The 25,813-nt window shown below is 69.1% G+C and carries 24 protein-coding genes and 1 tRNA gene; 16 read left to right on the top strand and 9 right to left on the bottom strand.

Annotated elements, in window-relative coordinates:
* The first annotated feature begins 155 nt into the window (after nucleotides 1-155).
* Together mnmC2 and AC1RN5_RS21070 are read left to right on the top strand one after the other, a co-directional pair.
* On the top strand, nucleotides 156-1,967 hold the full coding sequence (gene mnmC2, locus AC1RN5_RS21075; protein WP_493043632.1) for a tRNA (5-methylaminomethyl-2-thiouridine)(34)-methyltransferase MnmC2: 1,812 nt from the start codon (nucleotides 156-158) through the stop codon (nucleotides 1,965-1,967).
* 34 nt (nucleotides 1,968-2,001) lie between these two features.
* The gene (locus AC1RN5_RS21070) at nucleotides 2,002-2,397 is read left to right on the top strand and encodes a DUF6491 family protein (RefSeq protein WP_493043630.1); all 396 of its coding nucleotides are present in this window, start codon (nucleotides 2,002-2,004) and stop codon (nucleotides 2,395-2,397) included.
* Between the two features lie 175 nt (nucleotides 2,398-2,572).
* Here AC1RN5_RS21070 and AC1RN5_RS21065 read toward each other — a convergent pair whose 3' ends face one another.
* The 4 genes from AC1RN5_RS21065 to cpdR all read right to left on the bottom strand — a co-directional run bounded on the left by AC1RN5_RS21065 (nucleotide 2,573) and on the right by cpdR (nucleotide 10,502).
* Nucleotides 2,573-5,686, bottom strand: coding sequence for a TonB-dependent receptor domain-containing protein (locus tag AC1RN5_RS21065; protein WP_493043628.1), 3,114 nt, complete (start codon nucleotides 5,684-5,686; stop codon nucleotides 2,573-2,575).
* 604 nt (nucleotides 5,687-6,290) lie between these two features.
* Nucleotides 6,291-9,440 carry a TonB-dependent receptor domain-containing protein gene (locus AC1RN5_RS21060; protein ID WP_493043626.1) on the bottom strand — a complete coding sequence of 1,050 codons (3,150 nt, stop codon included), beginning with the start codon at nucleotides 9,438-9,440 and terminating at the stop codon, nucleotides 6,291-6,293.
* A gap of 552 nt (nucleotides 9,441-9,992) precedes the next feature.
* Nucleotides 9,993-10,067: transfer RNA gene (locus AC1RN5_RS21055), tRNA-Val, on the bottom strand.
* A 75-nt stretch (nucleotides 10,068-10,142) separates the two neighbouring features.
* Complete coding sequence (gene cpdR / locus AC1RN5_RS21050) at nucleotides 10,143-10,502, bottom strand: cell cycle two-component system response regulator CpdR (protein ID WP_215338251.1); 360 nt, start codon at nucleotides 10,500-10,502, stop codon at nucleotides 10,143-10,145.
* Nucleotides 10,503-10,630: 128 nt separating this feature from the next.
* Here cpdR and AC1RN5_RS21045 point away from each other — a divergent pair, with 128 nt between their 5' ends.
* The 4 genes from AC1RN5_RS21045 to AC1RN5_RS21030 all read left to right on the top strand — a co-directional run bounded on the left by AC1RN5_RS21045 (nucleotide 10,631) and on the right by AC1RN5_RS21030 (nucleotide 15,453).
* A complete protein-coding gene (locus tag AC1RN5_RS21045; RefSeq protein ID WP_493043652.1) occupies nucleotides 10,631-11,536 on the top strand; it encodes an N-formylglutamate amidohydrolase in 906 nt (301 codons plus the stop codon).
* A 410-nt stretch (nucleotides 11,537-11,946) separates the two neighbouring features.
* A complete protein-coding gene (typA, locus tag AC1RN5_RS21040; protein ID WP_493043624.1) occupies nucleotides 11,947-13,779 on the top strand; it encodes a translational GTPase TypA in 1,833 nt (610 codons plus the stop codon).
* 7 nt (nucleotides 13,780-13,786) lie between these two features.
* Complete coding sequence (locus AC1RN5_RS21035; RefSeq protein ID WP_493043621.1) at nucleotides 13,787-15,097, top strand: sensor histidine kinase; 1,311 nt, start codon at nucleotides 13,787-13,789, stop codon at nucleotides 15,095-15,097.
* The gene (locus AC1RN5_RS21030) at nucleotides 15,094-15,453 is read left to right on the top strand and encodes a response regulator (RefSeq protein WP_493043619.1); all 360 of its coding nucleotides are present in this window, start codon (nucleotides 15,094-15,096) and stop codon (nucleotides 15,451-15,453) included. Before AC1RN5_RS21035 ends, AC1RN5_RS21030 begins: the two co-directional genes overlap by 4 nt.
* On the opposite strand, the gene AC1RN5_RS21025 is transcribed toward AC1RN5_RS21030, so the two are convergent.
* On the bottom strand, nucleotides 15,450-15,905 hold the full coding sequence (locus AC1RN5_RS21025; protein WP_493043617.1) for a GNAT family N-acetyltransferase: 456 nt from the start codon (nucleotides 15,903-15,905) through the stop codon (nucleotides 15,450-15,452). The two genes, AC1RN5_RS21030 and AC1RN5_RS21025, sit on opposite strands and share 4 nt — an antisense overlap.
* A 55-nt stretch (nucleotides 15,906-15,960) precedes the next feature.
* Here AC1RN5_RS21025 and AC1RN5_RS21020 point away from each other — a divergent pair, with 55 nt between their 5' ends.
* On the top strand, nucleotides 15,961-17,133 hold the full coding sequence (locus tag AC1RN5_RS21020) for an aminotransferase (protein WP_493043615.1): 1,173 nt from the start codon (nucleotides 15,961-15,963) through the stop codon (nucleotides 17,131-17,133).
* 131 nt (nucleotides 17,134-17,264) lie between these two features.
* Here AC1RN5_RS21020 and AC1RN5_RS21015 read toward each other — a convergent pair whose 3' ends face one another.
* A complete protein-coding gene (locus AC1RN5_RS21015; protein ID WP_493043613.1) occupies nucleotides 17,265-18,068 on the bottom strand; it encodes an enoyl-CoA hydratase/isomerase family protein in 804 nt (267 codons plus the stop codon).
* Between the two features lie 182 nt (nucleotides 18,069-18,250).
* Here AC1RN5_RS21015 and AC1RN5_RS21010 point away from each other — a divergent pair, with 182 nt between their 5' ends.
* From AC1RN5_RS21010 to AC1RN5_RS21000, 3 genes are read left to right on the top strand one after another with little or no spacing between them, the layout of a single operon-like run.
* Nucleotides 18,251-18,613, top strand: coding sequence for a PadR family transcriptional regulator (locus tag AC1RN5_RS21010; RefSeq protein WP_493043611.1), 363 nt, complete (start codon nucleotides 18,251-18,253; stop codon nucleotides 18,611-18,613).
* Nucleotides 18,610-19,203 carry an HAAS signaling domain-containing protein gene (locus tag AC1RN5_RS21005; protein WP_493043609.1) on the top strand — a complete coding sequence of 198 codons (594 nt, stop codon included), beginning with the start codon at nucleotides 18,610-18,612 and terminating at the stop codon, nucleotides 19,201-19,203. Before AC1RN5_RS21010 ends, AC1RN5_RS21005 begins: the two co-directional genes overlap by 4 nt.
* Nucleotides 19,200-20,054 (top strand): CPBP family intramembrane glutamic endopeptidase, encoded by an 855-nt coding sequence (locus AC1RN5_RS21000; protein WP_493043607.1) that lies wholly within the window; start codon nucleotides 19,200-19,202, stop codon nucleotides 20,052-20,054. Before AC1RN5_RS21005 ends, AC1RN5_RS21000 begins: the two co-directional genes overlap by 4 nt.
* 102 nt (nucleotides 20,055-20,156) lie before the next feature.
* Here AC1RN5_RS21000 and AC1RN5_RS20995 read toward each other — a convergent pair whose 3' ends face one another.
* The 3 genes from AC1RN5_RS20995 to AC1RN5_RS20985 all read right to left on the bottom strand — a co-directional run bounded on the left by AC1RN5_RS20995 (nucleotide 20,157) and on the right by AC1RN5_RS20985 (nucleotide 22,191).
* A complete protein-coding gene (locus AC1RN5_RS20995; protein WP_493043605.1) occupies nucleotides 20,157-20,615 on the bottom strand; it encodes a GNAT family N-acetyltransferase in 459 nt (152 codons plus the stop codon).
* Between the two features lie 118 nt (nucleotides 20,616-20,733).
* Nucleotides 20,734-21,498, bottom strand: coding sequence for an SDR family oxidoreductase (locus tag AC1RN5_RS20990; RefSeq protein ID WP_493043603.1), 765 nt, complete (start codon nucleotides 21,496-21,498; stop codon nucleotides 20,734-20,736).
* 183 nt (nucleotides 21,499-21,681) lie between these two features.
* Nucleotides 21,682-22,191: a hypothetical protein gene (locus AC1RN5_RS20985; protein WP_493043601.1), complete on the bottom strand. Its 510-nt coding sequence runs from the start codon at nucleotides 22,189-22,191 to the stop codon at nucleotides 21,682-21,684.
* A 259-nt stretch (nucleotides 22,192-22,450) separates the two neighbouring features.
* Here AC1RN5_RS20985 and AC1RN5_RS20980 point away from each other — a divergent pair, with 259 nt between their 5' ends.
* From AC1RN5_RS20980 to AC1RN5_RS20955, 6 genes are all read left to right on the top strand, one after another.
* Nucleotides 22,451-22,828: a VOC family protein gene (locus AC1RN5_RS20980; RefSeq protein WP_493043599.1), complete on the top strand. Its 378-nt coding sequence runs from the start codon at nucleotides 22,451-22,453 to the stop codon at nucleotides 22,826-22,828.
* Nucleotides 22,829-22,835: 7 nt separating this feature from the next.
* Nucleotides 22,836-23,525, top strand: a complete 690-nt coding sequence (locus tag AC1RN5_RS20975; protein ID WP_493043597.1) for a hypothetical protein — start codon at nucleotides 22,836-22,838, stop codon at nucleotides 23,523-23,525.
* 27 nt (nucleotides 23,526-23,552) lie between these two features.
* Nucleotides 23,553-24,230 carry a spermidine synthase gene (locus tag AC1RN5_RS20970; RefSeq protein ID WP_493043595.1) on the top strand — a complete coding sequence of 226 codons (678 nt, stop codon included), beginning with the start codon at nucleotides 23,553-23,555 and terminating at the stop codon, nucleotides 24,228-24,230.
* 41 nt (nucleotides 24,231-24,271) lie between these two features.
* Complete coding sequence (locus tag AC1RN5_RS20965; protein WP_421933252.1) at nucleotides 24,272-24,463, top strand: hypothetical protein; 192 nt, start codon at nucleotides 24,272-24,274, stop codon at nucleotides 24,461-24,463.
* Between the two features lie 308 nt (nucleotides 24,464-24,771).
* Complete coding sequence (locus tag AC1RN5_RS20960) at nucleotides 24,772-25,101, top strand: UrcA family protein (RefSeq protein ID WP_493043593.1); 330 nt, start codon at nucleotides 24,772-24,774, stop codon at nucleotides 25,099-25,101.
* Nucleotides 25,102-25,436: 335 nt separating this feature from the next.
* Nucleotides 25,437-25,766: a UrcA family protein gene (locus AC1RN5_RS20955; protein WP_493043591.1), complete on the top strand. Its 330-nt coding sequence runs from the start codon at nucleotides 25,437-25,439 to the stop codon at nucleotides 25,764-25,766.
* Nucleotides 25,767-25,813: the final 47 nt, after the last annotated feature.

The raw sequence follows: 25,813 nt of genomic DNA, 5'->3' as shown, positions 1-25,813 counted from the left end.
CCGCCGCTCCGGCCGCCGCTGCTGCTGCTGCTCCGGCCGCCGCCGCCGCCGCCGCCCCGGCCGCCGCCGAAGCTGCGAAGCACTAAGCTTCTCGACGCATCTGCGTCTAGGAAGGGCCGTCCCCCCGGGGGCGGCCCTTTTGCTTTTCAGGTTCCATGAGCGACGCTGTCCCCCCTTCCCCCCTGGTCTGGGCCGACGACGGCCAGCCGCGCTCACGCCTCTATGGCGACGTCTATTTCTCCACCGAGGACGGCCTGGCGGAGTCCCGGGCGGTGTTCCTGGCCGGCTGCGGCCTTCCGGAGGCCTGGGCGGGCCGGGACCGATTCGTGGTGGGGGAGCTGGGCTTCGGCACCGGCCTGAACGTCCTGGCCCTGCTGGACCTCTGGCGAGCCACCGCGGGGCCGCACGCCCACCTGCACATCTTCAGCCTCGAGGCCCATCCCCTGTCGGCCGACGAGGCCCGCCGGGCCCTCGCCGCCTGGCCCGAACTCGCCGACCTGGCCCAGCTGCTGACCGACCGCTGGCCCGGCCAGGCGCGGGGCTTCCACCGGATCGAGCTACCCGAGGCGCGCGCCACCCTGGACCTGGCGGTGATGGACGCCCACGCGGCCCTGTCGGGCTGGACCGGCCGGGCCGACGCCTGGTTCCTCGACGGCTTCTCCCCCGCCCTAAATCCCGCCATGTGGGACGAGGCCCTGCTGGCCCTGGTGGCGGCCCGCTCGGCCCCCGGCGCCCGACTCGCCACCTTCACCGTGGCCGGGGCCGTGCGGCGCGGTCTGCAAGGGGCAGGGTTCCTGGTGGAGAAACGTCCTGGCCATGGCCGCAAACGGGAGCGTTTGGAGGCCCGATGGCCGGGCGAGAGGGCCGAAAGGCCGCGACAGAGCGTCGCGGTGGTGGGCGCCGGGATCGCCGGCGCCAGCGCCGTCCGGGCCCTGCGCGCCCTGGGCTGCGAGCCCCTGCTGATCGAGGCCGAAGCGCCCGGCGCGGGGGCCTCGGGTAACCCGGCGGCCCTGGTCACCCCTCGCCTCGACGCGGGTCTCGGGCCCCTGGCCGCCCTGTTCGCCCAGGCCCTGGACAGGGCCGGGCGGCTCTACGCCGCCATCCCCGGCGCCATCCTGTCCCGCGGCGTGCTGCAGCTGGCCGAGGGTCCCAAGGACCTGGAGCGGTTCGGCAAGATCGCCGCCAGCGACCTCTTCGAGCCCGGCGTCCTGGCGCTGCGGACCCCGCCGGAGGCCGCCCGCCGGCTGGGAGAACCGGCGCCCGCCGCCCTGGACCTCACCGGCGCCCTGGTGGTGGAGCCCGCGGCCATCCTGGCGGCCTGGTGCGGGGAGGTGCTGCGCGCCCGCGTCGCGGGCCTGAGCCGCCGCGACGGGCTTTGGAGTCTCGCCGACGCCGAGGGGCGGACGCTCGCCGAGGTCGGGGCGGTGATCCTGGCCACTGGCTGCCAGGCCCTGTGGCCGGACCCCGAGCTGCGCCCGGTGCGCGGCCAGGCCAGCTGGACCCAGGACGGCGAGACGACCCACGCCGCGGCCTGGGGCGGCTATGTGCTGTCCACCCGCGGCGGCCTGCTGTTCGGCGCCACCCACGACCGGGACGATACGGCCACCGAGGTCCGGGAGGCCGACCACGACCGCAACCGCGCCGCCCTCGCCGCCGCCCTGCCCGCGCTGGCGAGCCGTATCGCCCAGGCGCCCCTCGCGGGGCGGGCCGCCGTTCGCGCCACCACGGCCGATCGCCTGCCCCTGGCCGGCGCCGCGCCGGGCGCCGAGCCCGGCCTCTTCCTGCTGGGGGGTTTCGGGTCGCGGGGGTTCTGCGCCGCCCCGCTGCTGGCCGAGCATGTGGCGGCCCTGGCGCTGGACGCCCCCTCGCCCCTTCCGGCCGATCTCGCCGACCTGGTGGACCCGGGCCGTTTCGCCCGGCGCGCCGCCCGCCGGGGCCGCAATTCAGCCCCAGCCCCCGCGGCATGATGGCCTAGGGACACGCGACGCGGAGGTGCAGATCATGAAAGTCATTCCCTCAGCCGCGGCCCTGGCGGCCCTGCTGGTCCTGGCGGGCGCTCAGGCCTCGGCGGCGGAGCCCCGGCCCGCCAAGCCGGCCAAGAGCTGCTTCTCGGCCCACAATGTCTCGAACTTCGCGGTGGTGGACGACCGCACCGTGAACATCCGGGTCGGCGTCAGGGACGTCTATCGCCTGGACCTGCTGGGGGCCTGCCCCGATATCGACGGACAGACCAAGATCGGCATCAAGTCGCACGGCTCGTCCTTCATCTGCTCGCCCCTGGACGCCACCCTCATCGCCGCCGGCCCCTTCGGGCGGCTGCAAAGGTGCGAGGTGAAGCAGCTGCGCAAGCTGACCCCGGAGGAGATCCAGGCCCTGCCCTCCCGCGATCGGCCCTGATCTCAAAAAGGAAGGCGCCGTCCGGCGGACGACGCCCTCAGTTGCGTTGGACGACCCGCCGGCGTCGATCCCGCCGGCGGTCTGGCCAAGAGCCCTCTGTCTCAGACGGTCGTCTGCGCGAAAGGGTCTCTAAATCAAACCTTTGACGCGGGGCGGTCGCCCCGCGCCCAGGGTCCTAGAAGCGCTTCTTGATCCCCACGGTCCAGACGCGGCCGAGCGGGTTTCCGCTGCCCGGGTCGTAGTTGTACTGGGTGCCGATCGCGAAGGGCGGGTCCTTGTCGAGGATGTTCATCACCGAAAGGGTCAGGGCCGTGTCCCACGGCAGTTCGGCCCGGTAGGTCAGGTCGTGCTGCCAGTACTCGGCGATCTTGGCCGTCGAACCCACGGCCGCGGCGATGTTGATCGAGTTGGGCTCGATCTGGGTCGTCGAGGAGACGTGGCGGATCTGCCAGCGCAGGTTCTGGCCCCCCATCGACCAGTTCACATAGGCGTTGGCCCGCAGGCGGTTGTAGCCGGTGAAGATGGAGGCCCGGTAGGTGCCCGCCCGCTTGATCACGCCGGCCGATGAGGTCGGCAGACCCTCGATCGTGTAGCCGTTGTCGTCGTAGTTCAGCAGATAGGTGCCGTCGAAGCCGGTGGTGAGATCGCCGCCGAACAGTTCACCGACCTGCAGGTTGGCCTGGAAGTCGACGCCGTCGGTCTTCACCTCGCCGCCGTTGATGTACTGGGTGCGGTAGGACAGCACCGAGGGGCGCCCGCCCGCGCAGCCCGCCGCGTCGAAGGTGAACCGGGCCGCCAGGGCGGCGTTGGAGCACTTGTTCGGACCGCCGGTGGGGAACATCAGGTTCAGCAGATCGAGGGTGGCTTCCGACGTCAGCTGATCCTTGAAGTCGAAGCTCCAGTAGTCGACCGTGGCGTCGAAGCCGCCGATCTTGACCACCGCGCCGACGCTGTAGGTGAAGGCGGTTTCCGGAGACAGGTTCGGGTTGCCGTAGAGGTCGTTGGCCCGATAGGTGCCGCTCGCATTGGTCAGGCCACGGGCGAAGTTCGTCGTGGTGATCGTCGCGGCGGGCGCCCGGTAGGTCGTGCTGACCGAGCCGCGCAGGGCGAGCCAGTCCAGAGCCTGCCAACGCAGGGCGGCCTTCGGATTGAAGGTGTCGCCCTGGCCTTGATAGTACTCGTAACGGCCGGCGAGGGAGCCTTCGAGGTTGTCGGTGATCGGCAGACGCACTTCGAAGAAGCCCGAGCCGATCTTCCGCTCCACGTCATAGGGACGCAGGTTGGCGTTGAACAGGAACGGACCGTTGGCCGTCGTCGGGCAGTAGGGCGAGCCGTCGCCGAAGGGCGGGCTGTCCACGCACGGCGTGGCGTTGGCGTCGTAGACGGCGTCCGGATCCTGGATCTGCCGGTCGTAGCGGAACTGGCCGCCGGCGGCCCAGGAGATGTTGTCCGACCCCCAGAGCTTGAAGGGGCTCTCGCCGTTGAAGATGATGTCGGCGACGAACAGCTTGGTGGAGATCTCGTTGCGCTGTTCTTCCTCCATCCAGTCGAAGACCGCGCCGCGGTTGGCGACGGCGTCGTTCAGGCCGGCGATCGTGCTGCTGCTGCCCACATAGTAGGGGTTGGCGGGCACGTTGGAGGTGCTCTGCTGGATCGCGTTGGTGAAGGGGTTGAAGTAGAAGCAACCCAGGGCCGCGTTGCCGGCGTTGGTGGTGAAGTTCGCCGTTTCCGCCGCCGTGCACTGGTCGGGATTGCCGGCCCGGCTGCCGTAGCCGCGGAGGCCGAGCTGCAGGCGGTTCACCGACGTGTCCTGCAGGTTGTAGTTGAAGTCCTGCTCCTGGTAGGTCAGGCCGACTTCCCAGCCGATGCCGTTCTCGAACTTGCCCTTGAACCCGCCCGCGACGCGGAAGGTGTCGGTCTTGTACGAATAGTGGCTGTGGCGGTCGGAGGTGTAGGGGTTGCCCGCGAAGCCGAGGGGACGCCAGGCGGTCTGGCTGCTCGCGACGCCGTAGAGAGCCGCGTTGGCGGCCTGGCTCTGGGCGGTCGCCAGGCCCTGGGCGCAGGTGGTGGCGTCGACGCCGTAGGGCAGGACCGGACCGGCGCAGCTCGCCGTGGCGATCTGGCCCAGCAGGGCGATCAGGCCCGGGTTGGTGTTGGGGATATAGAAGCGCGACTGCTCTCCGGTGCCCACGGCCGAAATGGGCGAGACCCCGCCGCCGGGCGACGCGCCCGAGGCCAGCATCGGGGCCGGATACTGGTTCGGCCCCGTGATCGCCCAGCTCTGCTGCGGCGTGTCATGCGAGGCGTAGAGAACCTCGACATTGCCCTCGATGTTGTCGGTGATGTCGACGCTCAGCTTGCCGTAGAGCTGGAAGTGATTTTCATCCTCCACCAGGTTGTCGAAGGTCGTGTACTGGAAGTTGCACGAGGTCGGGCTGACGATGGTGGTGGTGAGCACATAGGGCGAACCGCCGTTGGCCGCGCAGCCGATGTCGGGAAGGGATCCCGTGAACGCGCCCGCCGTGAAACCGGTGTTGGGCGAGCCGACCGGAGCCGTCGTCGCCGTCTGGTACTGGCCGGGGTTGCCGGTGCCGGCCCAGCCGCCCAGGGGGTTCTGCAGATAGCCGGTCGGACCGGTGCGCAGGGCCCAATCGCGTTCCTTGACCGACATTTCCGACCGGTGACGGTAGCCGCCGGTCAGCAGCAGGTTGGCGCGGTCGCCCTTGTAGCCATAGGCGATGCTGCCTTCATAGTCGCCGGCCGAGCCCGAGATGCCCTGATAATTGGCGTTGACCTCGAAGCCCTGCAGGTCGTTGCGGGTGATGAAGTTGACCACGCCGCCGATGGCGTCGGAGCCGTAGGTGGCCGCCGCGCCGTCCTTCAGGACTTCCACGCGGCCGATGGCGGCGGTGGGCAGCAGGTTGATGTCCACCGAGGCGATGGCCTGGGCGGAGTTGGGCAGGCGCCGACCGTTGAGCAGCACCAGGGTGCGCGAGCCGGTGACGGCGGAGTTCAGGTTGCGCAGGTTGATGGTCGCCGCGCCCGAACCGGAGCCGAAGCGGTTGTTCTCACCGATCACCGCGCCCGAGGAGGGGATGGTCTTGATGAATTGGACCATGGTGGGCGAGCCGCGCTGGGCGAGCTCCTTGGCGCCGATCACGTCGACCGGAAGGGCCGCGTCCTCTGGCGTGCCCGCGATGAACGAGCCCGTGACCACGACCTCCTCGACCACGGTGGCTTCTTGGGCGGAGGCGGCTCCCGCCGCCCCCAGGGCCAGCGCCAGCGTCATGATGGAGCCGCCGCAGAAATATCTGCTTTTGAAGATCAACTTAATTCCCCCTCGAGAGTCGCCCTTTTGAGCGGGCGAATTTCTGACTCTTACGAATAAAAGATCATCGGACGTGCGTTGGGCCCGCGCCAGAAATTTCTCTGTGATGAAACATAACGCCGTTACGTGCTGCGCCGCACAGTGAGCACATGGGTGATCGGCGTTCAGGTGCGCCTTTCGAAACAACGGGTTGAGTGAGGCCGGCCGGACCGGCGAGCGAACCGGACGCCAGGTTTCCCTTACGCAATAGGGGCGCGCCCTTTTTGCAGAACCCTGATATCCCACCCAGAGGTGCATACCCGAGCTTCGAAGCCGAGGAGGGACTCGCCTTGGGTGCGGCGCCGCATTTGCCCGCGATTGGTGTTGCAAGAAAGACGCGCTCGGGCGGATATTTTTGGGGACCTTCCCCAAGGTGAGCCCCGCGCCCGCGCGGGCGACCGGAGGACGGCCCGAGAGGCGCGGCCCGCGAGGCGCCAAGCCGACCGTCAGCCCAAAAGAAAACGCCGCCCTCGTGAGAGGGCGGCGTTCCAGGTCTCGTCCGTCGGGCCGGAGCCCGCGCGGGATCTTAGAAGCGCTTCTTGACGCCGATCGAATAGACGCGGCCGAGCGGGTTTCCGCTGCCCGGGTCGTAGTTGTACTGGGTGCCGATCGCGAAGGGCGGGTCCTGGTCCAGCACGTTCATGACCGAGAGGGTCAGGGCGGTGTCCCAGGGCAGTTCCGCGCGATAGGTGATGTCGTGCTGCCAGTACTCGGCGATCTTGGCCGTCGACTTCACCGCCGCAGCGATGTTGATCGAGTTGGCCTCGGTCTGCAGAGACGACGACACGTGGCGGATCTGCCAGCGCAGGTTCTGACCACCCGACGTCCAGTTCACATAGGCGTTGGCCCGCAGGCGGTTGTAGCCCGTGAAGATCGAGGCGCGGTAGGTGCCGGCGCGCTTCACCGTGCCGGACGACACCGGGATCCCCTCGATGGAGTAGGGGTCTTCGTCGTAGTTCAGCAGGTAGGAGCCGTCGAAGCCGGTGCTGACATCGCCGCCGAAGAACTCGCCGACCTGCAGGTTGGCCTGGAAGTCGACGCCGTTGGTCTTCACCTTGCCGCCGTTGATGTAGTTGGTGCGGTAGGAGAGGATGTTCCCGCGGGCGCAGGAACCGGCGAAGGTGAAGCGGGCCTGGATCGCGGCATAGGCCGCCTGGCCGCAACGGGTGCCGGGGTCGGCCGCGCCGGCCGGGAACATCAGCAGGATCAGATCCGCCGTGGCTTCCGAGGTCAGGGCGTCTTCGAAGTCGAAGTTCCAGTAGTCCACGGTGGCGTCGAAGCCGCCGATCTTGACCACGGCGCCGACGCTGTAGGTCAGCGCCGTTTCCGGATCGAGGTTCGGGTTGCCGTAGAGGTCGTTGGCCCGGTAGGTGCCGTTCGCCGCCGTCAGACCCCGGGTGAAGTTGGGGTTGGTGATGGTCGCGGCGGGCGCCCGGTAGGTGGTGGAGACCGAACCGCGCAGGGCGAGCCAGTCCATGGCCTGCCAACGCAGGGCGGCCTTCGGGTTGAAGGTCTCACCCTGGCCTTGATAGTACTCGTAACGGCCGGCGATGGAGCCTTCGAGGTTGTCGGTGATCGGCAGGCGCACTTCGAAGAAGCCCGAGCCGATCTTACGATCCACGTCATAGGGACGCAGGTTGGCGTTGAACAGGAACGGACCGTTGGCGGTGGTGGCGCAATAGGGCGAACCATCACCGAAGGGCGGGCTGTCGACGCAAGGCGTGGCGTTGGCGTCGTAGACCACGTCCGGATCCTGGATCTGCCGGTCGTAGCGGAACTGACCGCCGGCGGCCCAGGAGATGTTGTCCGAACCCCAGAGCTTGAAGTTGGTCTCGCCGTTGAACACCGCGTCAAAGACGAACAGCTTGGTGGAGATCTCGTTGCGCTGTTCTTCCTCCATCCAGTCGAAGACGGCGGCGCGGTTGGCGACGGCGTCGTTCAGGCCCGGGATCGTGCTGCTGCTGCCCACATAGTAGGGGTTGGCGGGCACGTTGGAGGTGCTCTGCTGGATCGCGTTGGTGAAGGGGTTGAAATAGAAGCAACCCAGGGCCGCGTTGCCGGCGTTGGTGGTGAAGTTCGCCGTTTCCGCCGCGGTGCACTGGTTGGCGTCGCCCGCCCGGCTGCCGTAGCCGGAAAGACCGAGCTGCAGGCGGTTCACCGAGGTGTCCTGCAGGTTATAGTTATAGTCCTGCTCCTGGTAGGTCAGGCCGAGCTCCCAGCCGACGCCATTCTCGAACTTGCCCTTGAACCCGCCCGCGACGCGGAAGGTGTCGACCTTGTACGAATAGTGGCTGTGGCGGTCGGAGGTGTAGGGGTTGCCCGCGAAGCCAACGGGCCGCCAGGCGGTCTGGCTGCCGGCCACGCCGTAGAGCGCGGCGTTGGTCGCCTGGCTCTGGGCGGTCGCCAGGCCCTGGGCGCAGGTGGTGGCGTCGACGCCATAGGGCAGGACCGGACCGGCGCAGCTGGCCGTGGCGATCTGGCCCAGCAGGGCGATCAGGCCCGGGTTGGTGTTGGGGATATAGAAGCGCGACTGTTCGGCGGTCGGGCTCGTGGCGGGAAGCGGCGAGACGCCGCCGCCGGCCGCAGCCCCGCCGGGGTAGGCCGCGAAGGGCGCGGGGAACTGGTTCGGGCCCGTGATCGCCCAGCTCTGGTTGGGGGTGTCGTGCGAGGCGTAGAGGACCTCGACGTTGCCTTCGATGTTGTCGGTGATGTCGACGGTCATCTTCCCGTAGATCTGGAAGTGATCTTCGTCTTCGATCAGGTTGTCGAAGGTCGTGTACTGGAAGTTGCACGACGTCGGGCTGACGATGGTGGTGGTCAGCACGTAAGGGGCGCCGCCGTTGGCGGCGCAGCCGATGTCCGGAAGGCCGCCGGTGAAGCTGCCCAGGGCGGCGGCGGCGGCGCTGGTGGCGGTGTTGTACTGGCCCGGGTTGCCGGTGCCGGCCCAACCGCCCAGCGGGTTTTCCAGATAGCCGGTCGCGCCGGTGCGCAGGGCCCAGTCGCGTTCCTTGACCGACATTTCCGACCGGTGACGGTAGCCCGCGGTCAGCAGCAGGTTGGCGCGGTCGCCCTTGTAGCCGTAGGCGATGCTGCCTTCATAGTCGCCGGGCGAGCCCGAGATGCCCTGGTAATTGGCGTTGAGCTCGAAGCCCTGCAGGTCGTTGCGGGTGATGAAGTTGACCACGCCGCCGATGGCGTCGGAGCCGTAGGTGGCCGCCGCGCCGTCCTTCAGGACTTCCACGCGGCCGATGGCGGCGGTGGGCAGCAGGTTGATGTCCACCGAGGAGATGGCCTGGGGCGAGGTCGGCAGACGCCGACCATTGAACAGCACCAGGGTGCGCGAGCCGGTGACGGCGGAGTTCAGGTTGCGAAGGTTGATGGTCGCCGCGCCCGAACCGGAGCCGAAGCGGTTGTTTTCACCGATGACCGCGCCCGAGGAGGGGATGGTCTTGATGAACTGAACCATGCTGGGCGAGCCGCGGTTCGCGAGCTCCTTGGCGCCGATCACGTCGACCGGAAGGGCCGCGTCCTCTGGCGTGCCCGCGATGAACGAGCCCGTAACCACGACCTCCTCGACCACGGTCTCATTGTCCTGGGCGGCGGCGGCGCTTGCGAGCCCCATCGTCAGGGCGACGGCCAGAATCGAGCCACCGCAGAAATACCTGCTTTTTGACATCTATGTTTCCTTTCCCCCTCAAACGGCCTGCCCCCAGTTGAAATGCACGGGGGCTGAGCGGCCGAAGAGTGAGGCGATCATCGGGCGTCTCGCCTCCGAGCGCCAGTGGGGGGTTTGCAATGTTTCAAGTTCGAAACAGCGCGCCTTAGCCGCTAAGCTTTTGACATAACAGAGAAATATATTACCCGCCGACATACCGGAAACAGGAAATGTGAAACTTGACGACCTCGTCAGGTCTAGCGTCTTGGTTTCGCTCGGATTTTCCAGACCGTCGGAACGGCTAACAATGTTCGGATCGTGCCGGTCTTTCGAAAAACCCTAGGGGTCCAGGCGGATTAAGGCTCCGACGCCAAAAAGGCAGTGTTGCAACACCGCCTCACCTGCGGGAAAAAGCCGCGCCAGCCCAAGGCCCGTATGACGCGGCGTCAGGTCACGCCCCTTTTCGGCCGCCGACGATCCGCCGACGAACCGATCGTCGGACGTGGGCCAGCAAGGGGTTCGGAGCCGCCGGGGCGGCGTCTCGCGCCGCGGAGGGATGTCTGGGAAAACGGATGGTGGACGTGACAGGGATTGAACCTGTGACCCCCTCGATGTCAACGAGGTGCTCTCCCGCTGAGCTACACGTCCAGACCGTCAAGGTCCCCCGTTCGGGAGCGGAGGCGGCGGTATAATGGAGGGTCGTTTCCGGTGCAAGCGCGGCCTTTAGGCCGCCGCCATCATCCGTTCGACCTCGGTGACGATCTCACGCAGGTGGATGGGCTTGGAGAGCACCTTGGCGCCGGGGGGCGCGCTCTCGCCGGCGGCCAGCGCCACGGCGGCGAAGCCGGTGATGAACATGATGCGCAGGCCCGGATGCTTGGCCGCGGCCAGGCGCGCCACCTCGATCCCGTCCATGCCCGGCATGACGATGTCGGTGAGCAGCAGGTCCCAGTCCTGGTCGAGCACGGCGGCGGCCTCCTCGCCGTCGGCGCAGGCGGTCACGTCGTAGCCGGCGCGCTCCAGGGCGCGGCTGAGGAAGCCACGCAGGGAATCGTCATCTTCGGCCAACAGGATCCGGGGCATGGGTGTTCCGCGCGAGTGGTCAAGAAGGCCTCATCATAGAGGCTGAGGTGTAAACTCGCGATGAACCATCGGGGATGCACGCGGCTGATCGTTTGACCGCCCGCGGGGGACGCCCTCATATGACCCCGATGACCGCCTGCGAGCCCCTTGTCGCCAAGGACGCCGCGCCCAAGCCGGCGCCGGTGTTCGACATCTGGCGCGCCGCCCTCGACGGCGGCCCGGCGCCCACGCCCCTGGTCTTCGCCTCTCCCCATTCGGGCCGCCTCTATCCCGAGGACATGATGGCCGCGACGGCGCTGGACGCCATCGCCATCCGCCGATCGGAGGACGCCTTCGTCGACGAGCTGATCGGACCGGCTCCGGACCTGGGCGCCGCGGTGATCGCCGCCCGGCTGGCGCGGGCCTATATCGACGTCAACCGCGAGGCCTTCGAGCTGGACCCGGCCATGTTCGCCGACGAGTTGCCGGACTTCGCCCGTGGCCGCTCGGCCCGGGTGGCCGCGGGCCTGGGCGCCATCGCCCGGGTGGTCTCCGAGGGCCAGGAGATCTACGCCCGCAAGCTGACCTTCGCCGAGGCGCGCGGCCGGATCGAGCGCGCGCACGCCCCCTATCACGCCGCCCTGGCCCGCCTGCTGGGGGAGGCCCACGCGGCCCACGGCTTTGCGATCCTGGTGGACTGGCACTCCATGCCCGCCGCCGCGGCCCGCTCGGGCGGGGGCGCCTGCGACATGGTGCTGGGGGACCGCTTCGGCGCGGCCTGCGCGCCCCAAGTGACCCAGAGGGTCGAGCGGGAGCTGGAGGCCATGGGCTACCGGGTCGCCCGCAACGCTCCCTATGCCGGGGGCTATACGACCGAACACTACGGCCGCCCGGCCCGCCGGACCCACGCCCTGCAGATCGAGATCAGCCGGGGACTCTATCTGGACGAGGCGCGCCTGGTCCCCACCGAGGGCTTCGACAAGCTGAAGAGCGATCTGAGGCAACTCACCGCCATGCTGGCGGGGGCCGACTGGAGCGGTCTGAGGACCGCCTAGCGCCGCGATCCCGGCCCGTCCCCCCGCCGTTTCCCCCGGCCCGCCTGGCGCGCCCGGGCGTCAGGCCAAAAAAAAGCCGGACCCGAGGGCCCGGCAGTTCATTAGGGAGGAAACGCCCAGGAAGGGCAGAGGCGACAAGGCCGCCTCACAGAAAGAGAGGTACAGTGCGGCGCACAAAAGTTCAAGGCTAAATGTTCGATCGCCCTGGATTTTTTCGCGGCCCATCCTAAATATATCGTAATATCAAAAGGATGTTTGGGCGCCGCCGGCAACTTAGGCTGTGCTGCATCGCACAACAGCTGAACCACAAGGTCGACCACCGCGACGAGATTGCGCTGGTGAAAGGCCCCTCACTCGCTTACAAGCGCGCGCCCTTCCCAGGCGCGCGCCCCTCCCGAGATAAGAATTAAATGTCGCTCCGCAACATCGCTATCATCGCCCACGTCGACCACGGCAAGACCACGCTGGTGGACCAGCTGCTCGCCCAGTCCGGGGTTTTCCGCGCCAATGAGGCGACGGTCGAACGCGCCATGGACTCCAACGACCAGGAGCGCGAGCGCGGCATCACCATCCTGGCCAAGTGCACCAGCGTGCTGTGGCACGGCGAGGCCGGCGAAACCCGCATCAACATCATCGACACCCCCGGCCACGCCGACTTCGGCGGCGAGGTCGAGCGGATCCTTGGGATGGTGGATGGCTGCGTCATCCTGGTGGACGCCGAAGAAGGCGTCATGCCCCAGACCAAGTTCGTCCTGGGCAAGGCCCTGAAGATGGGCCTGAAGCCGATCCTCTGCCTCAACAAGGTCGACCGGCCGCACGCCGATCCCGACCGCATCCTGAACGACGCCTTCGACCTGTTCGCCGCCATGGGCGCGACGGACGAGCAGCTGGACTTCCCGCACATCTACGCCTCGGGCAAGAACGGCTGGGCGACGCTGGACATGGCCAAGCCCAACGACAACCTGGCCCCCCTGTTCGACCTGATCGTGCGCCACGTGCCCGAGCCCAAGGTCGTCGAAAACAAGGACAAGCCCTTCCAGATCCTGTCGGTGCTGATCGAGAACGACCCCTTCCTGGGCCGCCTGCTGACGGGCCGCATCCAGTCGGGCAAGGCCACGCCGGGCATGGCGATCCACGCCCTGTCGCTCGACGGCAAGGAAGTCGAGCGCGGCCGCATCACCAAGGTCCTCGCCTTCCGCGGCCTGAAGCGTCAGCCCATCGAGGACGCCGAGGCCGGTGACATCGTCGCCATCGCGGGCCTGTCCAAGGCCACCGTGGCCGACACCCTGTGCGCCATGGAGGTCACCGAGGCCCTGCCGGCCCAGCCCATCGATCCGCCCACCATCTCCATGACCGTCTCGGTGAACAACAGCCCGTTGGCGGGCCGTGAAGGCGACAAGGTGCAGAGCCGCGTGATCGCCGCGCGCCTGCTGAAGGAAGCCCAGTCCAACGTCGCCATCCGGGTGACCGAGACCTCCGACAAGGACGCCTATGAAGTCGCCGGCCGTGGCGAACTTCAGCTGGGCGTGCTGATCGAGAGCATGCGACGCGAGGGCTTCGAACTGTCGATCAGCCGTCCCCGCGTGGTGTTCCAAACCGACCCGGAGACAGGCGAACGCCTGGAGCCGATCGAGGACGTCATGATCGATGTCGACGACGAGTTCACCGGCATCGTCATCGAAAAGCTTTCGGCCCGGAAGGCCGAACTGAAGGACATGGGGCCGTCGGGCGCTGGCAAGACCCGCATCAGCCTGATGAGCCCGTCACGCTCGCTGATCGGCTACCAGGGCGAGTTCCTCACCGACACCCGCGGCTCGGGCGTGCTGAACCGCGTGTTCAGCCACTACGAGCCCTACAAGGGCGCCATCGACGCCGGCCGTAAGGGCGTGCTGGTCTCCAACTCCGACGGCGAGACCACGGACTTCGCCTTGTGGAACCTCGAGGACCGCGGCTTCATGTTCGTGGGCGGCGGCGAAAAGACCTACCAGGGCATGATCATCGGGGAGAACTCGCGCGCCGACGACCTGGACGTCAACCCGATGAAGGCCAAGGCGCTCAACAACATCCGCGCGTCCGGCAAGGACGAGGCCGTGCGCCTCACCCCGCCGCGCCGGATGACCCTGGAGCAGGCCATCGCCTATATCGAGGAAGACGAACTGGTCGAGGTGACGCCCAAGTCGATCCGCTTGCGCAAGCAGGTGCTGAACCCCAGCCTGCGGAAGCGCCGCGCCAAGGAAGAATAACCGGTCCATGGCGCGCGACCCGATCGAGCTTTCGGGCGCGGATCGCCAGGGCGCGCGCGAGCGCGCCTTCCGCCTGCTGGCGGCCACGGTCGGCGCGCTCTTCCTGACCTTCGCCTGTCTGGGCGGAATCTTCCTCTGGTACGACAGCGCCGCGCGCTCGGTCAGCCACACCCACCAGGTGCGCAGCGGCATCAGCGATGTCCTGCAGGCCCTGAGCGACGCGGAATCGGCCCAGCGCGCCTATGTGCTCACCGGCGACCGGATGTTCGTCATCCAGGTCGGGGCGGCCCGCGCCAAGGCCGCGCACAACCTGCGGACCGTCACCGCCCTCACCGTGGACAATCGCGACCAGCAGGCCCGCCTGCAGGTCCTGCGGACACAGATGGCCAAGCGGCTGTCGGTGATCGACGAGACCATGGCCGCCCGCGCCGCCGGCGCGCCGGTGGCCGCCATCCGCATCATCCGCCGCGGCGAAGGCATCGCCGCCATGGCCGAGATCCGCCGCCTGGTGGCCGAACTCGACCGCACCGAGGCGGACCTGGAGGCGCAGCGCGCCGAGCGCGCGGCCACCATCCGCATCCTGGTGCTGCTGACCCTGGTGGCCTTCGGGGGCCTGCTGGCCTGGCTGTTCATCCGGGCCCTGCGCGACATCAACCTCGATCGCGAGGTGGAGGCCGACACCGCCGAACGACTGCGCGCCCTGCTGGCCGACCGCACCCTCTTGCTGGACGAGGTGAACCACCGGGTGAAGAACTCCCTGCAGCAGATCGCCAGCGTGGTGCGGCTGCAGTCGCGGGCCTCGGAGCACGCCGAGACGCGCGAGGCCCTGGACAAGACCCTGACCCGGATCATGGCCGTCGGCCGGGTGCATGAGCAGCTCTACAAGGCCGGCGGCCAGATCGGCCTGTTCGACGGCGGCGCCTATGCCGAGGCCCTCGCCCGGGAGCTGGTGGACTCGATGGGCGCGGAGAACGTCATCCTGGAAACCCAGGTCGAGCCGATCCTGCTCGATGTGCGGCAGGCGGCGCCCCTGGCGCTCATCCTGAACGAGTTGGTCACCAACGCCCTGAAATATGGTTGCCCGACAGACCGGACGCCGCGCATACAGGTGGCGTTCGGAACCGACGGGGACAACTATCGTTTGAGCGTGTCCGACAATGGGGCCGGCCTGCCCAAGGGCTTCATCCCCAAGAAAACCAAGAGCTTGGGCATGAGGGCGATCGACGCGCTGACGCGCCAACTGGGCGGGCGTTTCGAAATTGAAGATGCGGAGGTCGGCGCGCGTTTTGCAGTCGTCTTCCCGAGGAGTACCGTATGACCATGCGCATTATGGTTGTTGAAGACGACGCCCTGATCGCCCTCGACATCGTCAGCCTGCTCGAAGACCTGGGCCACGAGGTCGTCGCCGAAGCCGCGGACGCCTGCACCGCCTGGGAAATGGCCGAGGAGGATAAGCCCGACCTGGCCCTGGTGGACATCCGCCTGGCCAAGAACACCGACGGCGGCAAGCTGGCGCAGAAGCTCTACGCCAAGCTCGGCGTCCGCTCCCTGTTCGTCTCGGGATCGATCACCGAGGACTTCCGCCGCGCCATGGCGGCCATCAACCCGATCGGCTTCCTCGGCAAGCCGGTGACCCGCCGCACCCTGGGCGACGCCCTGGCCGCCGTCCACTAGGCCAGCGGCAATTCCATGAAGACGTCGGCCCGCGCATAGGGGGTCGGCCGCGGCGGCAGGTCCCTGAACCCCGCCCCCCGATAGACCGCCAGCGCCGGCGCCAGGGCCGAATTGGTCTCCAGATAGAGCCGCGGCGCCCCTGCTTTCCGGGCGAAGTCGATGCAGGCGGTCATCAGCCGCTTGCCCAGGCCCGTCCCGCGGGCGGCCTCGCTCACCGTCATCTTGGCCACCTCGAAGCCGCCGTCGGAGAGCGCGATCAGGCCCACGCAGCCCACCGCTTCCCCGTCCCGCTCAGCCATGAAGATCGCCCCGCCCTTGGCCAGGATCTGGCCTGCGGGGTCGTCCAGGACCTCGCGGTCCTTGGGCTCGATGGCGAAATGCTTGGCGATCCACGCCTCGTTCAGCCGCTTCCAGGCTTCACCGTGACGGGGTTCGAAGGCGATGATCTCCATGGGCTCAATATCCCCGCCGAACCTATGCTAGGCAACGGTCGTCCCAGGAGCGCGCATGGTCCATCCCGTCTTCGCCAACCTTCCGACCACCGTGTTCGAGGAGATGTCGGGCCTCGCCCGCGAGCTGGGCGCCCTCAATCTCGGACAGGGATTCCCCGACGATCCGGGGCCGCTGGCGCTCCGCCAGAAGGCCGCCGACGAGCTGTTGAACGGCTACAACCAGTACCCGCCCATGGCCGGCCTGCCGCAGCTGCGCGAGGCCGTCGCCGGCCACTACGCCCGCACCCAGGGCCTGGACCTGGACTGGAAGACCGAGGTCACCGTCACCTCCGGCGCCACCGAGGCGCTGGCCGCCGCGTTCCTGGCCCTGGTCCAGCCCGGGGACGAGGTGGTGGTGTTCCAGCCGGTCTATGACGCCTATCTGCCGCTGATCCGAAGGGCCGGGGGGACGCCGAAGCTGGTGCGGCTGGCGCCGCCGCACTGGCGGTTCGACCGGGCCATGCTGGAGGCCGCCTTCACCGACAAGACCCGCTTCGTGGTGCTCAACAATCCGATCAATCCGGCCGGCCTGGTGCTGCCGCGGGAGGACCTGGAGCTGCTGGCCGAGCTCTGCGTGGCCCACGACGTCATCGCCATCTGCGACGAGGTCTGGGAGCAGGTGATCTTCGATGGGCGCGTCCATATCCCCTTGATGAGCCTGCCGAAAATGCGGGAGCGGACGGTGAAGATCGGCTCGGCGGGGAAGATGTTCGGCCTCACCGGCTGGAAGGTGGGCTTCCTCTGCGCGGCGCCGGCGCTGACCCGGGCCCTGGCGCGGGCCCATCAGTTCCTGACCTTCACCACCCCGCCCAACCTGCAGGCCGCCGTGGCCCGTGGGCTGGACAACCCGGGCGACTGGTTCACCGCCATGCCGGCCGGACTGCAGCGGTCGCGGGACCGGCTGAGCGCGGGCCTGGTCCGGGAGGGGTTCGCCGTCCTGCCGAGCCAGGGGACCTACTTCCTCAATGTGGACCTGGCCGCCTCGGGGATCGTGGAGGCCGACCGGGCCTTCGCCCTGCGGGCGGTCAAGGAGGCCGGGGTGGCGGCGATCCCGGTCTCGGCCCTCTATGAGACCGACCCGGTGACCAGCATTCTGCGGCTGTGCTTCTCCAAGGGGGACGCGACGCTGGACGGGGGCGTCGAGCGGCTGGCCAAGGCGCGGGAGCTGTCGCGCAAGGCGGTCGGCTGACACACATGTCGGCCGTCGCGGATGGAGGAAAACGCACGTTCGCGCCCCTCGCCGCCATCCCTTGCGGGGCCTGGGTTTGCGGGCCGACATGTCGACCGACCGACGCCGACATGTGACCGCCGAGGCCCCGCTCAATCCCCCTGGAACCGGCCCGGCCGCTTCTCGAAGAAGGCCGCGACGCCCTCGCGGAAGTCGGCCGAGCGGCTGGTGAGCAGGTACTGGTCGCGGTCCATGAAGGTCGCGGCGTGCGCGCCGCCGGCCACCGCGGCGTTGACCGCCTCCTTGGTCATGCGCACCGGCAGGGGCGGCAGGGCGGCCAGCTTGGCGGCCCAGGTCCGGGCCGCGGCCAGGGCCCCGCCCGTCGGCGCCACCTCGTCGCAGAAGCCCCAGTCCAGGCAGGCATCCGCGTCGGTCGCCTCGCCGAACATCACGAAGCGCTTGGCCCGGGCCGGCCCCACCAGGGCGGTGATGCGCGGCAGGCTGCGCCAGCTCATGTTTATGCCCAGGGGGACCTCCGGCAGGCGCAAATAGGCGCCGGCCCCCAGGATCCGGAAGTCGCAGGCCACGGCCAGCGCGCAGCCCCCGCCGATGCAGAAACCCTCGATGGCCACGATCGTCACCGCCTCGATGGCCTCCCAGGCCTCGCACATGTCCGGGCCGGCCATCCCCGCCTCGCGGGTCTCCAGCAGGGTGGGCCTGCGGCGCTCCCCCTGGGCGGCGAGGTCGGCGCCGGCGGAGAAGTAGGTCTCCGCGCCGGTGAGGATGACGGCGGTGAGGTCGCTGCGCCGGCGCACGGACCGCGCGAAGGCGGTGAGCTCCTCCATCAGGGCGGTGTTGAGCGCATTGCGGGCGGCGGGCCGGTTCAGCGCCACCTCGGCCACCGCGCCCTCGCGGCGGACGGTCAGGTGCTCCCAGGCGCGGGCGAATGGATCCATGGCGGCGCTCCCCTTTGGGCGAGGATCGCGCGCGGGGCCGGGGGGCGCAAGGATCGGGGGCCGGAGCGGTCAGGCTTCCGCGGTTCGACGGCCCCCTCACCCGAGCCTCTCCCCCGCATCGGGGGAGAGGGGGCAGCCGCCGGATTGACGATCGTGCGAAGAATGATATCGTGCATTACAAGATGACAGACAATGACAGACCCGAAGGCGACAGCCGGCGCGCCCAACTCCTCAAGGGGGTGGCGGAGCTGGCCCTGCTGAGCCTGCTGGACGAGGGGCCGCAGTACGGCCTGGAGCTGCTGGACCGGCTGCGGGCCGACGCCGGGGTCGATCTGGCGGAGGGCACCATCTACCCGCTGCTGCATCGGCTGCAGAAGGCCGGGCTGATGGCCTCGGAATGGCGGATCGAGCAGGACGGCGCCCGACCGCGGAAATACTACGCCCTGACCGATCAGGGCCGCGAGGAGCTGGCCAGCCAGCTCGTGGAATGGCGGCGCCTGAGCGCGGCCCTCAACCCCTTCCTTGACCGACGGACCCCAAGATGAGCCCGAGCCCATCCCCGGAGATCGCCCACTGGCTGCGACGGCTGAGCTGGTCGCTGGCCGCTATCCCCGCGCCCGAGCGCGAGGACATCGTGGCCGAGATCGCCGACCACCTGAATCAACGCCTCCAGGCCGGACAGGCCCCCGCCGAGCTGCTGGCGGGCTTCGGCGCGCCGGAGACCTATGCGCGCCGGTTCCTGGACGACTTCGAACTGTCGGGCGCCCTGGGCTCGCAGAAATCCGGCGACCTGGCCGCCGCGATCCTGCGCCGGGCGCACCGCAGCCTGCTGGCCTTCGCCGCCGTGGCGGCGGCCTGCCTGCTGAGCGCAGGCGCCTTCGTGGTGGTGACCACGGCGATCTACAAGGTCATCGACCCGGCCCATGCCGGCCTGTGGTCGGGCCGCGCCGGCGTCTTCATCGGCATCATCGACGATCCCACCAGCGCCCGCGAGCTGCTGGGCGCCTGGATCTTCCCGCTGGCGGCCCTGAGCCTGGTCCTGGCCTGGCTGGCCCTGCGGCTGATCCTGGTGGGCGCCCTGCGCGCGATCGCCCGGAACCGGCCCGCCACCAGCCTGGAAGGGGCCGCGCGATGAGCACCCGCAAGCTCGCGGCCTATGTGGCCCTGATCTTCCTGCTGAGCTGGAGCCTGCAACTGGGCGCCATCGCCAGGGTGGGGGACCTGGAATCGCCGGCCGCCCGGCCCTGGCTGCTGGCGACCATGTTCGCCCCGACCCTGGTCACCCTGGCCTTCCTCCTGTTCGATCGCAGCGCCCGCAGGGCCTTCGCCTGGAAGCCCGCCTGGCGGATGCTTCCCCTGATGCTGGTCGCCGTCCTGGTCCCCACCCTGATCGCCTTTGGCGTGGTGGCGTCGGTGGAGGCCGCGGGCTGGGGGCGATCGGGCTGGTTCGCGTTCGCGCGAACGGGCGTGAGCATCTCCGGCGGACCCTGGGTGCTGGGCAAGGGAACGCAGGCCTGGCCACTGTTCCTGGCCAATGTGGCGGCCACGGGCGGGGTGTTCGCCGCCATGAACGGCCTGGTGGCCATGGGCGAGGAGAGCGCCTGGCGCGGCCTGCTGCAGGGCCAGCTGATCGACCGGCTGGGGACGACGCGGGGCATCGCCCTGCTGGGCCTGATCTGGTCCTTCTGGCACCTGCCGTCCCTGCTGGCGGGCTACAACTACCCGCAGCATCCGGTGCTGGGCGCCCTGGTGCTCTTCCCCATCACCCTGGTGGCGGTGTCCTTCTTCCTGGGCTGGCTGACGCTTCGGTCCGGCAGCTTCTGGGCCGCCGCGGTGGCCCACGGGGCCGGCAACTCCATCGAGGAGGGGGTGGTGAGCAACCTGCGCCTGACCGTGCCGCAACTCCATGAGGACCTGCTGCGCATGGGGTTCACGGTGCTGGTGGGGCTGGTGTTCTGGGCGCTGCTGCGGCGGCGGGCGCGCTGACCGCCGGTCGGTGAAGCGCTCAGGTCAAGCTTGCGCAGGCGTCCGACGGCCCCCTCACCCTACCCTCTCCCCCGCATAGGGGGAGAGGAGTTGGGGGGTTCGCTAGCTGTTGGTGTCCCGCCGGTAGAAGACATCCACGCCCTCGCGGCCCACCTCCACGAACCCGAAGCGGGCGTAGAAGCGGTTGGCGTCGCTTTCCCGCAGGACGGTGAGGTTCACGGCGTGGCCCGCCGCGTCGGCCTCGGCGAGCAGGGCGGCCAGGACGCCGGCGCCCAGGCCCGCGCCCTGGAAGGCGGGGTCGATGTAGAAGTGCTCGATCTCCCACGCGCCCTCCCGCGGGCCGAAGGCGACGCAGCCGGCGAGAGCCCCGCCCACGAGGATCAGCCGGGTGTGCTCGGGGCGGAAGCCCTCGATGAAGCGGGCCCGGGCGCGCTCGGGCGTGAAGCGGCCGACGGCCTCCAGGCTGGCGCGCATGGCGGCGATCTTCAGGGCGACCAGGGTTTCCAGGTCGCCGGCCGTGGCGGGGGCGAAGGTGAAGGCGGGCGCCTCCCTCCCCTTCATGGGGAGGGGCAGGCCGGCTTGCCGGCCGGGGTGGGGATTGGCGGCCAGGCTCCCCCACCCGTCCGAAGCTTCGCTTCGTCCGCCCTCCCCAGGTCGGGGAGGGAGGGGGGCGGCGCCCTCAGGAGGTCGACCCGCCGTCGATGACCACGGTCTGGCCGGTCATCCAGGAGCCGGCCTTGGACGCCAGGAAGACCGCGGCGCCGGCGATGTCGTCGGGCTCGCCCAGGCGGCGCAGGGGGGTGCCGGAGCTGGCGCGGGCCTCGCCGGCCGGGGTGTCCCACAGCGCCTTGGCGAAGTCGGTCTTCACCAGGCCCGGCGCGATGCAGTTGACCCGAATATTGTGGGGCGACAGCTCCTGGGCGAGGTTGCGGGCCAGCTGCATGTCGGCGGCCTTGGAGATGGCGTAGGCGCCGATCACCGAGGTGCCGCGCAAACCCCCGATGGACGAGATGATGATGATCGCCCCGTCCTTGTTGGCCTTCATCTCCTCGGCCGTCATGTTGATCAGCCAGTTGTTGGCGATGATGTTGTTCTCGAGGATCTTGCGGAACTGCTCGTCGGAGATGCCGCTCATCGGCCCGTAATAGGGGTTCGACGCGGCGTTGCAGACCACGATGTCGATCTTGCCGAAGGCCTTGCGGGTCTCGTCCACCAGGCGCTGGAGATCCTCCTTCGACGAGATGTTGGCCGGCACGGCGATGGCGCAGCCGGGGTGTTTGGCGTTGATCTCGGCGGCGACCTCCTCGCAGGGGCCGGCCTTGCGCGAGGAGATGGTGACCTTGGCGCCGTGCTCGGCCATGCGCTGGGCGATGGCCTTGCCGATCCCGCGCGAGGACCCGGTGATGACGGCGACCTTGCCCGCCAGATCGAACAGCTCACCCATGGTCGTCTCCCGTTAAAACATGTGTTTGGTTTTATGGGGGGCCATTTGCGGGACCGGGCGACGTTGCGTCAAGGGGACGGGGGGTTGGATATGGTTGGGGTTGGCCGCCGAAAACCTTTGGCGCCCGAATCCATGAAGACCCGTCTTCCCCCGCGGACGGAGGAGGACGGGTCGCAGGCGGCGTCAGGGCTTTCGGTGGAGTGTGACCTCGACGAAGGAGCCCGGATTATTGGTGTTGTCGGTGAAGTGCTGGATCGTGAACTTGTCGGCTGTCCCGATCTTCTCTGTCCGGACGTAGGCGTGCGTGACGTGATTGATTTGGTAGAAGCCCTCATCCGCCACACAGTACGGGTTTGGTGACGCCCGGAATGTCGCCGCCTTGGAAGTATCGACATCCGTCCAGTTGGTGTTGGGCATGTAGAAGTCGTCCAGTTCCTGTTCCCAGGCACCGCTGCGAGTAGATTTCAGCTTGAACGCTGTGGCCTCGTCGCGATGCTGCTTAACTCGGAACGTCACGCTGGTGTTCGCCGGCACTCGGACTTGATTGGGCTGATCACAAGCGACCGGCCTGGGTGCGGGAGCTGGAGGGTTTGGGATCGGTGGGTTTGGGATCGGCGGCTTTGGCGCCGGCGGCTTGTCACATGCAGTGACTGCAGCAACTGCGAACGCGATTCCTATGAGCTTGTACAACATGGCACTCCCCCTTTTGGTTGCCGAACTTGCACACACCACTTCTCCGCGTGCAACGGTAGAGTCACGTGGCTGCAGATCGCACCAGCTTCGCGGGGAGAATCTTTCCTCCCCCGTTCCGCTCCGCTTACAGGGGTAGGAAAGGACACCTCGAGTTTCCCCCCCCCATCGCAAAGCGCCGCACGGGGCGGAATAGTCTGGCCGTTGTCAGGGCGCCGCTCCGCCCCCTATGAAGCGTCACAACAGCAAAGGGAGCGCGCCAATGTTTTCGCACATCATGATCGGGACCAACGACCTGGACCGGGCCAAGGGGTTCTATGACGCCCTGCTGGGGACGCTGGGGGTGCCGCCGGCGATGCAGGACGGGGAGCGGATCTTCTACATGACGCCCACCGGCGTGTTCTCCGTCTCCAAGCCGATCAATGGCGAGCCGGCCACGGCGCCCAATGGCGGCACCATCGGCTTCGCCTGCAGCTCGCCGGAACAGGCCGACGCCTGGCACGCGGCGGGCGTGGCGGCCGGCGGGACCAGCATCGAGGATCCCCCCGGCGAGCGGGCCGGCGGCATGGGCAAGCTCTACCTGGCCTATCTGCGCGATCCGGACGGCAACAAGCTGTGCGCCCTGCACCGCATGGGGTGAGGCGATGATGGGCTGGGCGAGGAGGATCAGCTGGGCCGGCGTCGCCAACGGCGCCGGGCTGGCGCTCTTCGCCCTGCTCTTTCTGTGGCGCGAGCCGCCGGGGGCCCTGCTGCTGGCGGCGGGCCTGGCGCCTCCGGTGGCGGCGATCCTGGCCGCGCGCGGGATGGTGACCCTGGGACGGCCGGCGGGGGCGGGACCCTCGGCGGTCGCGCCCCTGCTGTGGCTGGGACCCTGTTTCGGCCTGGCCTACCGGGCCCAGGCCGACCTCGCCTCCCCGGCCTGGGGGATGATGCTGCTGGTCGCCCTGGCCCTGGGGGCGGGCGCCGCCCTGCTGGCCTGGCGCGCCGACCGGGGGATGCCGCCGGGGACCGTGGCGAGCGCGGCCGTGGTGCTGGCCGCCGGGATCTGGGGCGGGATGGTCCTGGCCAACGAGAGGCTGGACAAGGGTCCCCCGACCTTCACGCCCGCGACGGTCATCGCCCGCCGGCTAGGGCCCAGCCGCCAGACCCCCTGGCTGACCCTGAGCACGCGGGAGACGCCGCCGCGGCGGTTCGACGACATGTGGGTGAGCCAGGACGTCTATGACGCCGCCGTGGTGGGGGGACAGGTCTGCCTGGACGCCCAGGACGGGGCCCTGGGCTGGCCCTATGCGCGGGTCATCCCCTGTCCCCTGGCCCCGGCGGCTCCGGCGCCCTAGACCGCCTTCCCTACCGGAGAGCGCCCCATGATCCCCTGGGAACACCTGGACACCGCCATCGTCCCCGATGGGGGCGGCGAGCTGAAGCTGATGCGGCGGGGCGCCGAATATTCGATCATGGCCGGGTCCATCGAGCTGATGAACAGCCGGCTGAGCGGGTCGGAGCAGGCGCTCGCCACCCTGGTCTGCGACCGGCTGGGGGCCAGGGCCCACATCCTGATCGGCGGCTATGGCATGGGCTTCACCCTGCGCGCGGCCCTGGCGGTGCTGGGGCCGGCGGCGCGGGTGACGGTGGGGGAGCTGGTCCCGGCGGTGGTGGATTGGGCGCGCGGGCCGATGGCGCAGCTTTCGGCCGGTTGCCTGGAGGACCCGCGGGTCACCCTGGCCATCGGCGACGTGGGCGAGCTGATCGCCGCGGCGCGGGGCGCCTATGACGCCATCCTGCTGGACGTGGACAACGGCCCCGAGGGCCTTAGCCGCAAGGCCAATGACCGCCTCTATGACCGGGCGGGCCTGATGGCGGCGCGCCGGGCCCTGACGCCGGGCGGGATCCTGGCGGTGTGGTCCTCGGCCCCCAGCGCGGCCTTCAGCCAGCGCCTGCGGCGGGCGGGGTTCTCGGTGGAGGAGGTCAAGGTCCGGGCCGGGGGCGGCAAGCGCGGCGCCCGCCACGTGATCTGGCTGGCCACGGCGCCCGCCCAGGGTTGAGAGGGGCGGGCCGATCGCGCCAGGGCGTGGTAGGGTGGCCCATGACCTATCGCATTTCCGCCCGCTATCCCGGCCGCGGGGTGACCTTCACCCTGGCCACCGAAGAAGAAGCCCTCGCCAAGTGCGACGAGCTGGTCGCCGACGGCATCGACTTCGACATGACCGATTCCGAGGGGGTCAGCGTCGACGAGGTCGACCTCGAGGAGCGCATCGAGGCGCGCGGCGAGGGGTAGGGGCGCGTTCCACCCCCGTCATCCCGGGCGACCCGTAGGGGAGACCCGGGACCCAGGTGACTGGGCTGGGCCCCTGGGTCCCGGCTCTCCGCTTCGCTGCGGCCGGGATGACGGGAACGGGGCGCCCGCCAACATTACAGCCCGTTAAGTACTGTTACCCGAATGTCATGCATGGATGTTCCGTAACTCTCTTAAATCTCTGTCATTACCTGGTATTCACAAGACTTGGTGAGGTTGTCCCCGTATTTCCTCGGTCATCGGCGGCGTGTCGCCGCCCACCACATTGAAGACCTTAGAGGGAACCCACCATGTCCAAGCTCACCAGCAAGATCGCCTCGGTCGCCACGCTCGCCCTGGCCGCCATCCCCATGCTCGCCCTGACCACCGCGGCCCACGCCGCCCCGATGAGCGTCAAGGTCGGCGACCTCTCCTCCGCCGCCGGCGTCGCGGCCTTCGAGCAGCGCATCGACAGGGTCGCCGGCCAGGTCTGCGCCGCCCAGGCCCTGGATGTCGGGACCCGGATGGTCAACACCGAGGGCTGCCGCGAGGCGGTCCGCGCCGAGGCCATCGACAAGCTGACGCCCGCCCAGCGCAGCCAGGTCGCCGCCAGCGGCGTCTCCGAGCTCGCCGCCCGCTAGACCCTGACACGAGCGCCCGTCGGGCGGCGGAACCGGTCCGCCTGACAGGCTCGAGGCGATCCTTTCCTCCCCAGTCGGGGATCGCCAGCCTGGAAGCCCGCCCTCACCGGCGGGCTTCTTTGCGTCGGAAAGGTTACGGCGTGACGGCGGTCTTACATTTGTTACGGTTGCTTAAATATCGTGACGTATTTGTTATTCATGTACTTTCCGTAACATTCTTAAATCTCGGTCATTACCTGAACTTCACGAGACTTCCGAAGATCACGGGCCTATCTCAACAGTCATCGGCGGCGTGTCGCCGCCCACCACATCGAAGACCTAAGAGGGAACCCACCATGTCCAAGCTCACCGCCAAGATCGCCTCCGTCGCCACCCTGGCCCTGTCGGCCATCCCCATGCTCGCCCTGACCACCGCGGCCCACGCCGCGCCGATGAGCGTGAAGGTGGGCGACCTCTCCTCCGCCGCCGGGGTCGCGGCCTTCGAGCAGCGCCTGGACAAGGCGGCCGGCAAGCTCTGCGCCGCCCAGCGCCAGGACGTCGGCCCCCGCATGGTCAACACCGAGGGCTGCGTCGAGGCCGTCCGCGCCGAGGCCATGGACAGCCTGACCCAGGCGCAGCGCAGCCAGGTCGCCGCCTACGGCCGCTCGGAACTCGCCGCCCGCTAGGACGTCCTTCCTCCCCAGCCGGGACGTCACAGCCGAAGAAGCCCGCC

This window comes from Phenylobacterium sp. GW821-FHT12F10, assembly GCF_058806695.1.
This window is presented reverse-complemented; position numbering and strand designations above follow the sequence as displayed.

What these genes read in the sequence shown, in the direction of transcription:
- mnmC2 (WP_493043632.1), top strand. Translation starts at nt 156, where the DNA reads ATGAGCGACGCTGTCCCCCCTTCCCCCCTGGTCTGGGCCGACGACGGC.
- AC1RN5_RS21070 (WP_493043630.1), top strand. Translation starts at nt 2,002, where the DNA reads ATGAAAGTCATTCCCTCAGCCGCGGCCCTGGCGGCCCTGCTGGTCCTG.
- AC1RN5_RS21065 (WP_493043628.1), bottom strand. Translation starts at nt 5,686, where the DNA reads ATGACGCTGGCGCTGGCCCTGGGGGCGGCGGGAGCCGCCTCCGCCCAA.
- AC1RN5_RS21060 (WP_493043626.1), bottom strand. Translation starts at nt 9,440, where the DNA reads ATGTCAAAAAGCAGGTATTTCTGCGGTGGCTCGATTCTGGCCGTCGCC.
- cpdR (WP_215338251.1), bottom strand. Translation starts at nt 10,502, where the DNA reads ATGCCCCGGATCCTGTTGGCCGAAGATGACGATTCCCTGCGTGGCTTC.
- AC1RN5_RS21045 (WP_493043652.1), top strand. Translation starts at nt 10,631, where the DNA reads ATGACCGCCTGCGAGCCCCTTGTCGCCAAGGACGCCGCGCCCAAGCCG.
- typA (WP_493043624.1), top strand. Translation starts at nt 11,947, where the DNA reads ATGTCGCTCCGCAACATCGCTATCATCGCCCACGTCGACCACGGCAAG.
- AC1RN5_RS21035 (WP_493043621.1), top strand. Translation starts at nt 13,787, where the DNA reads ATGGCGCGCGACCCGATCGAGCTTTCGGGCGCGGATCGCCAGGGCGCG.
- AC1RN5_RS21030 (WP_493043619.1), top strand. Translation starts at nt 15,094, where the DNA reads ATGACCATGCGCATTATGGTTGTTGAAGACGACGCCCTGATCGCCCTC.
- AC1RN5_RS21025 (WP_493043617.1), bottom strand. Translation starts at nt 15,905, where the DNA reads ATGGAGATCATCGCCTTCGAACCCCGTCACGGTGAAGCCTGGAAGCGG.
- AC1RN5_RS21020 (WP_493043615.1), top strand. Translation starts at nt 15,961, where the DNA reads ATGGTCCATCCCGTCTTCGCCAACCTTCCGACCACCGTGTTCGAGGAG.
- AC1RN5_RS21015 (WP_493043613.1), bottom strand. Translation starts at nt 18,068, where the DNA reads ATGGATCCATTCGCCCGCGCCTGGGAGCACCTGACCGTCCGCCGCGAG.
- AC1RN5_RS21010 (WP_493043611.1), top strand. Translation starts at nt 18,251, where the DNA reads ATGACAGACAATGACAGACCCGAAGGCGACAGCCGGCGCGCCCAACTC.
- AC1RN5_RS21005 (WP_493043609.1), top strand. Translation starts at nt 18,610, where the DNA reads ATGAGCCCGAGCCCATCCCCGGAGATCGCCCACTGGCTGCGACGGCTG.
- AC1RN5_RS21000 (WP_493043607.1), top strand. Translation starts at nt 19,200, where the DNA reads ATGAGCACCCGCAAGCTCGCGGCCTATGTGGCCCTGATCTTCCTGCTG.
- AC1RN5_RS20995 (WP_493043605.1), bottom strand. Translation starts at nt 20,615, where the DNA reads ATGAAGGGGAGGGAGGCGCCCGCCTTCACCTTCGCCCCCGCCACGGCC.
- AC1RN5_RS20990 (WP_493043603.1), bottom strand. Translation starts at nt 21,498, where the DNA reads ATGGGTGAGCTGTTCGATCTGGCGGGCAAGGTCGCCGTCATCACCGGG.
- AC1RN5_RS20985 (WP_493043601.1), bottom strand. Translation starts at nt 22,191, where the DNA reads ATGTTGTACAAGCTCATAGGAATCGCGTTCGCAGTTGCTGCAGTCACT.
- AC1RN5_RS20980 (WP_493043599.1), top strand. Translation starts at nt 22,451, where the DNA reads ATGTTTTCGCACATCATGATCGGGACCAACGACCTGGACCGGGCCAAG.
- AC1RN5_RS20975 (WP_493043597.1), top strand. Translation starts at nt 22,836, where the DNA reads ATGGGCTGGGCGAGGAGGATCAGCTGGGCCGGCGTCGCCAACGGCGCC.
- AC1RN5_RS20970 (WP_493043595.1), top strand. Translation starts at nt 23,553, where the DNA reads ATGATCCCCTGGGAACACCTGGACACCGCCATCGTCCCCGATGGGGGC.
- AC1RN5_RS20965 (WP_421933252.1), top strand. Translation starts at nt 24,272, where the DNA reads ATGACCTATCGCATTTCCGCCCGCTATCCCGGCCGCGGGGTGACCTTC.
- AC1RN5_RS20960 (WP_493043593.1), top strand. Translation starts at nt 24,772, where the DNA reads ATGTCCAAGCTCACCAGCAAGATCGCCTCGGTCGCCACGCTCGCCCTG.
- AC1RN5_RS20955 (WP_493043591.1), top strand. Translation starts at nt 25,437, where the DNA reads ATGTCCAAGCTCACCGCCAAGATCGCCTCCGTCGCCACCCTGGCCCTG.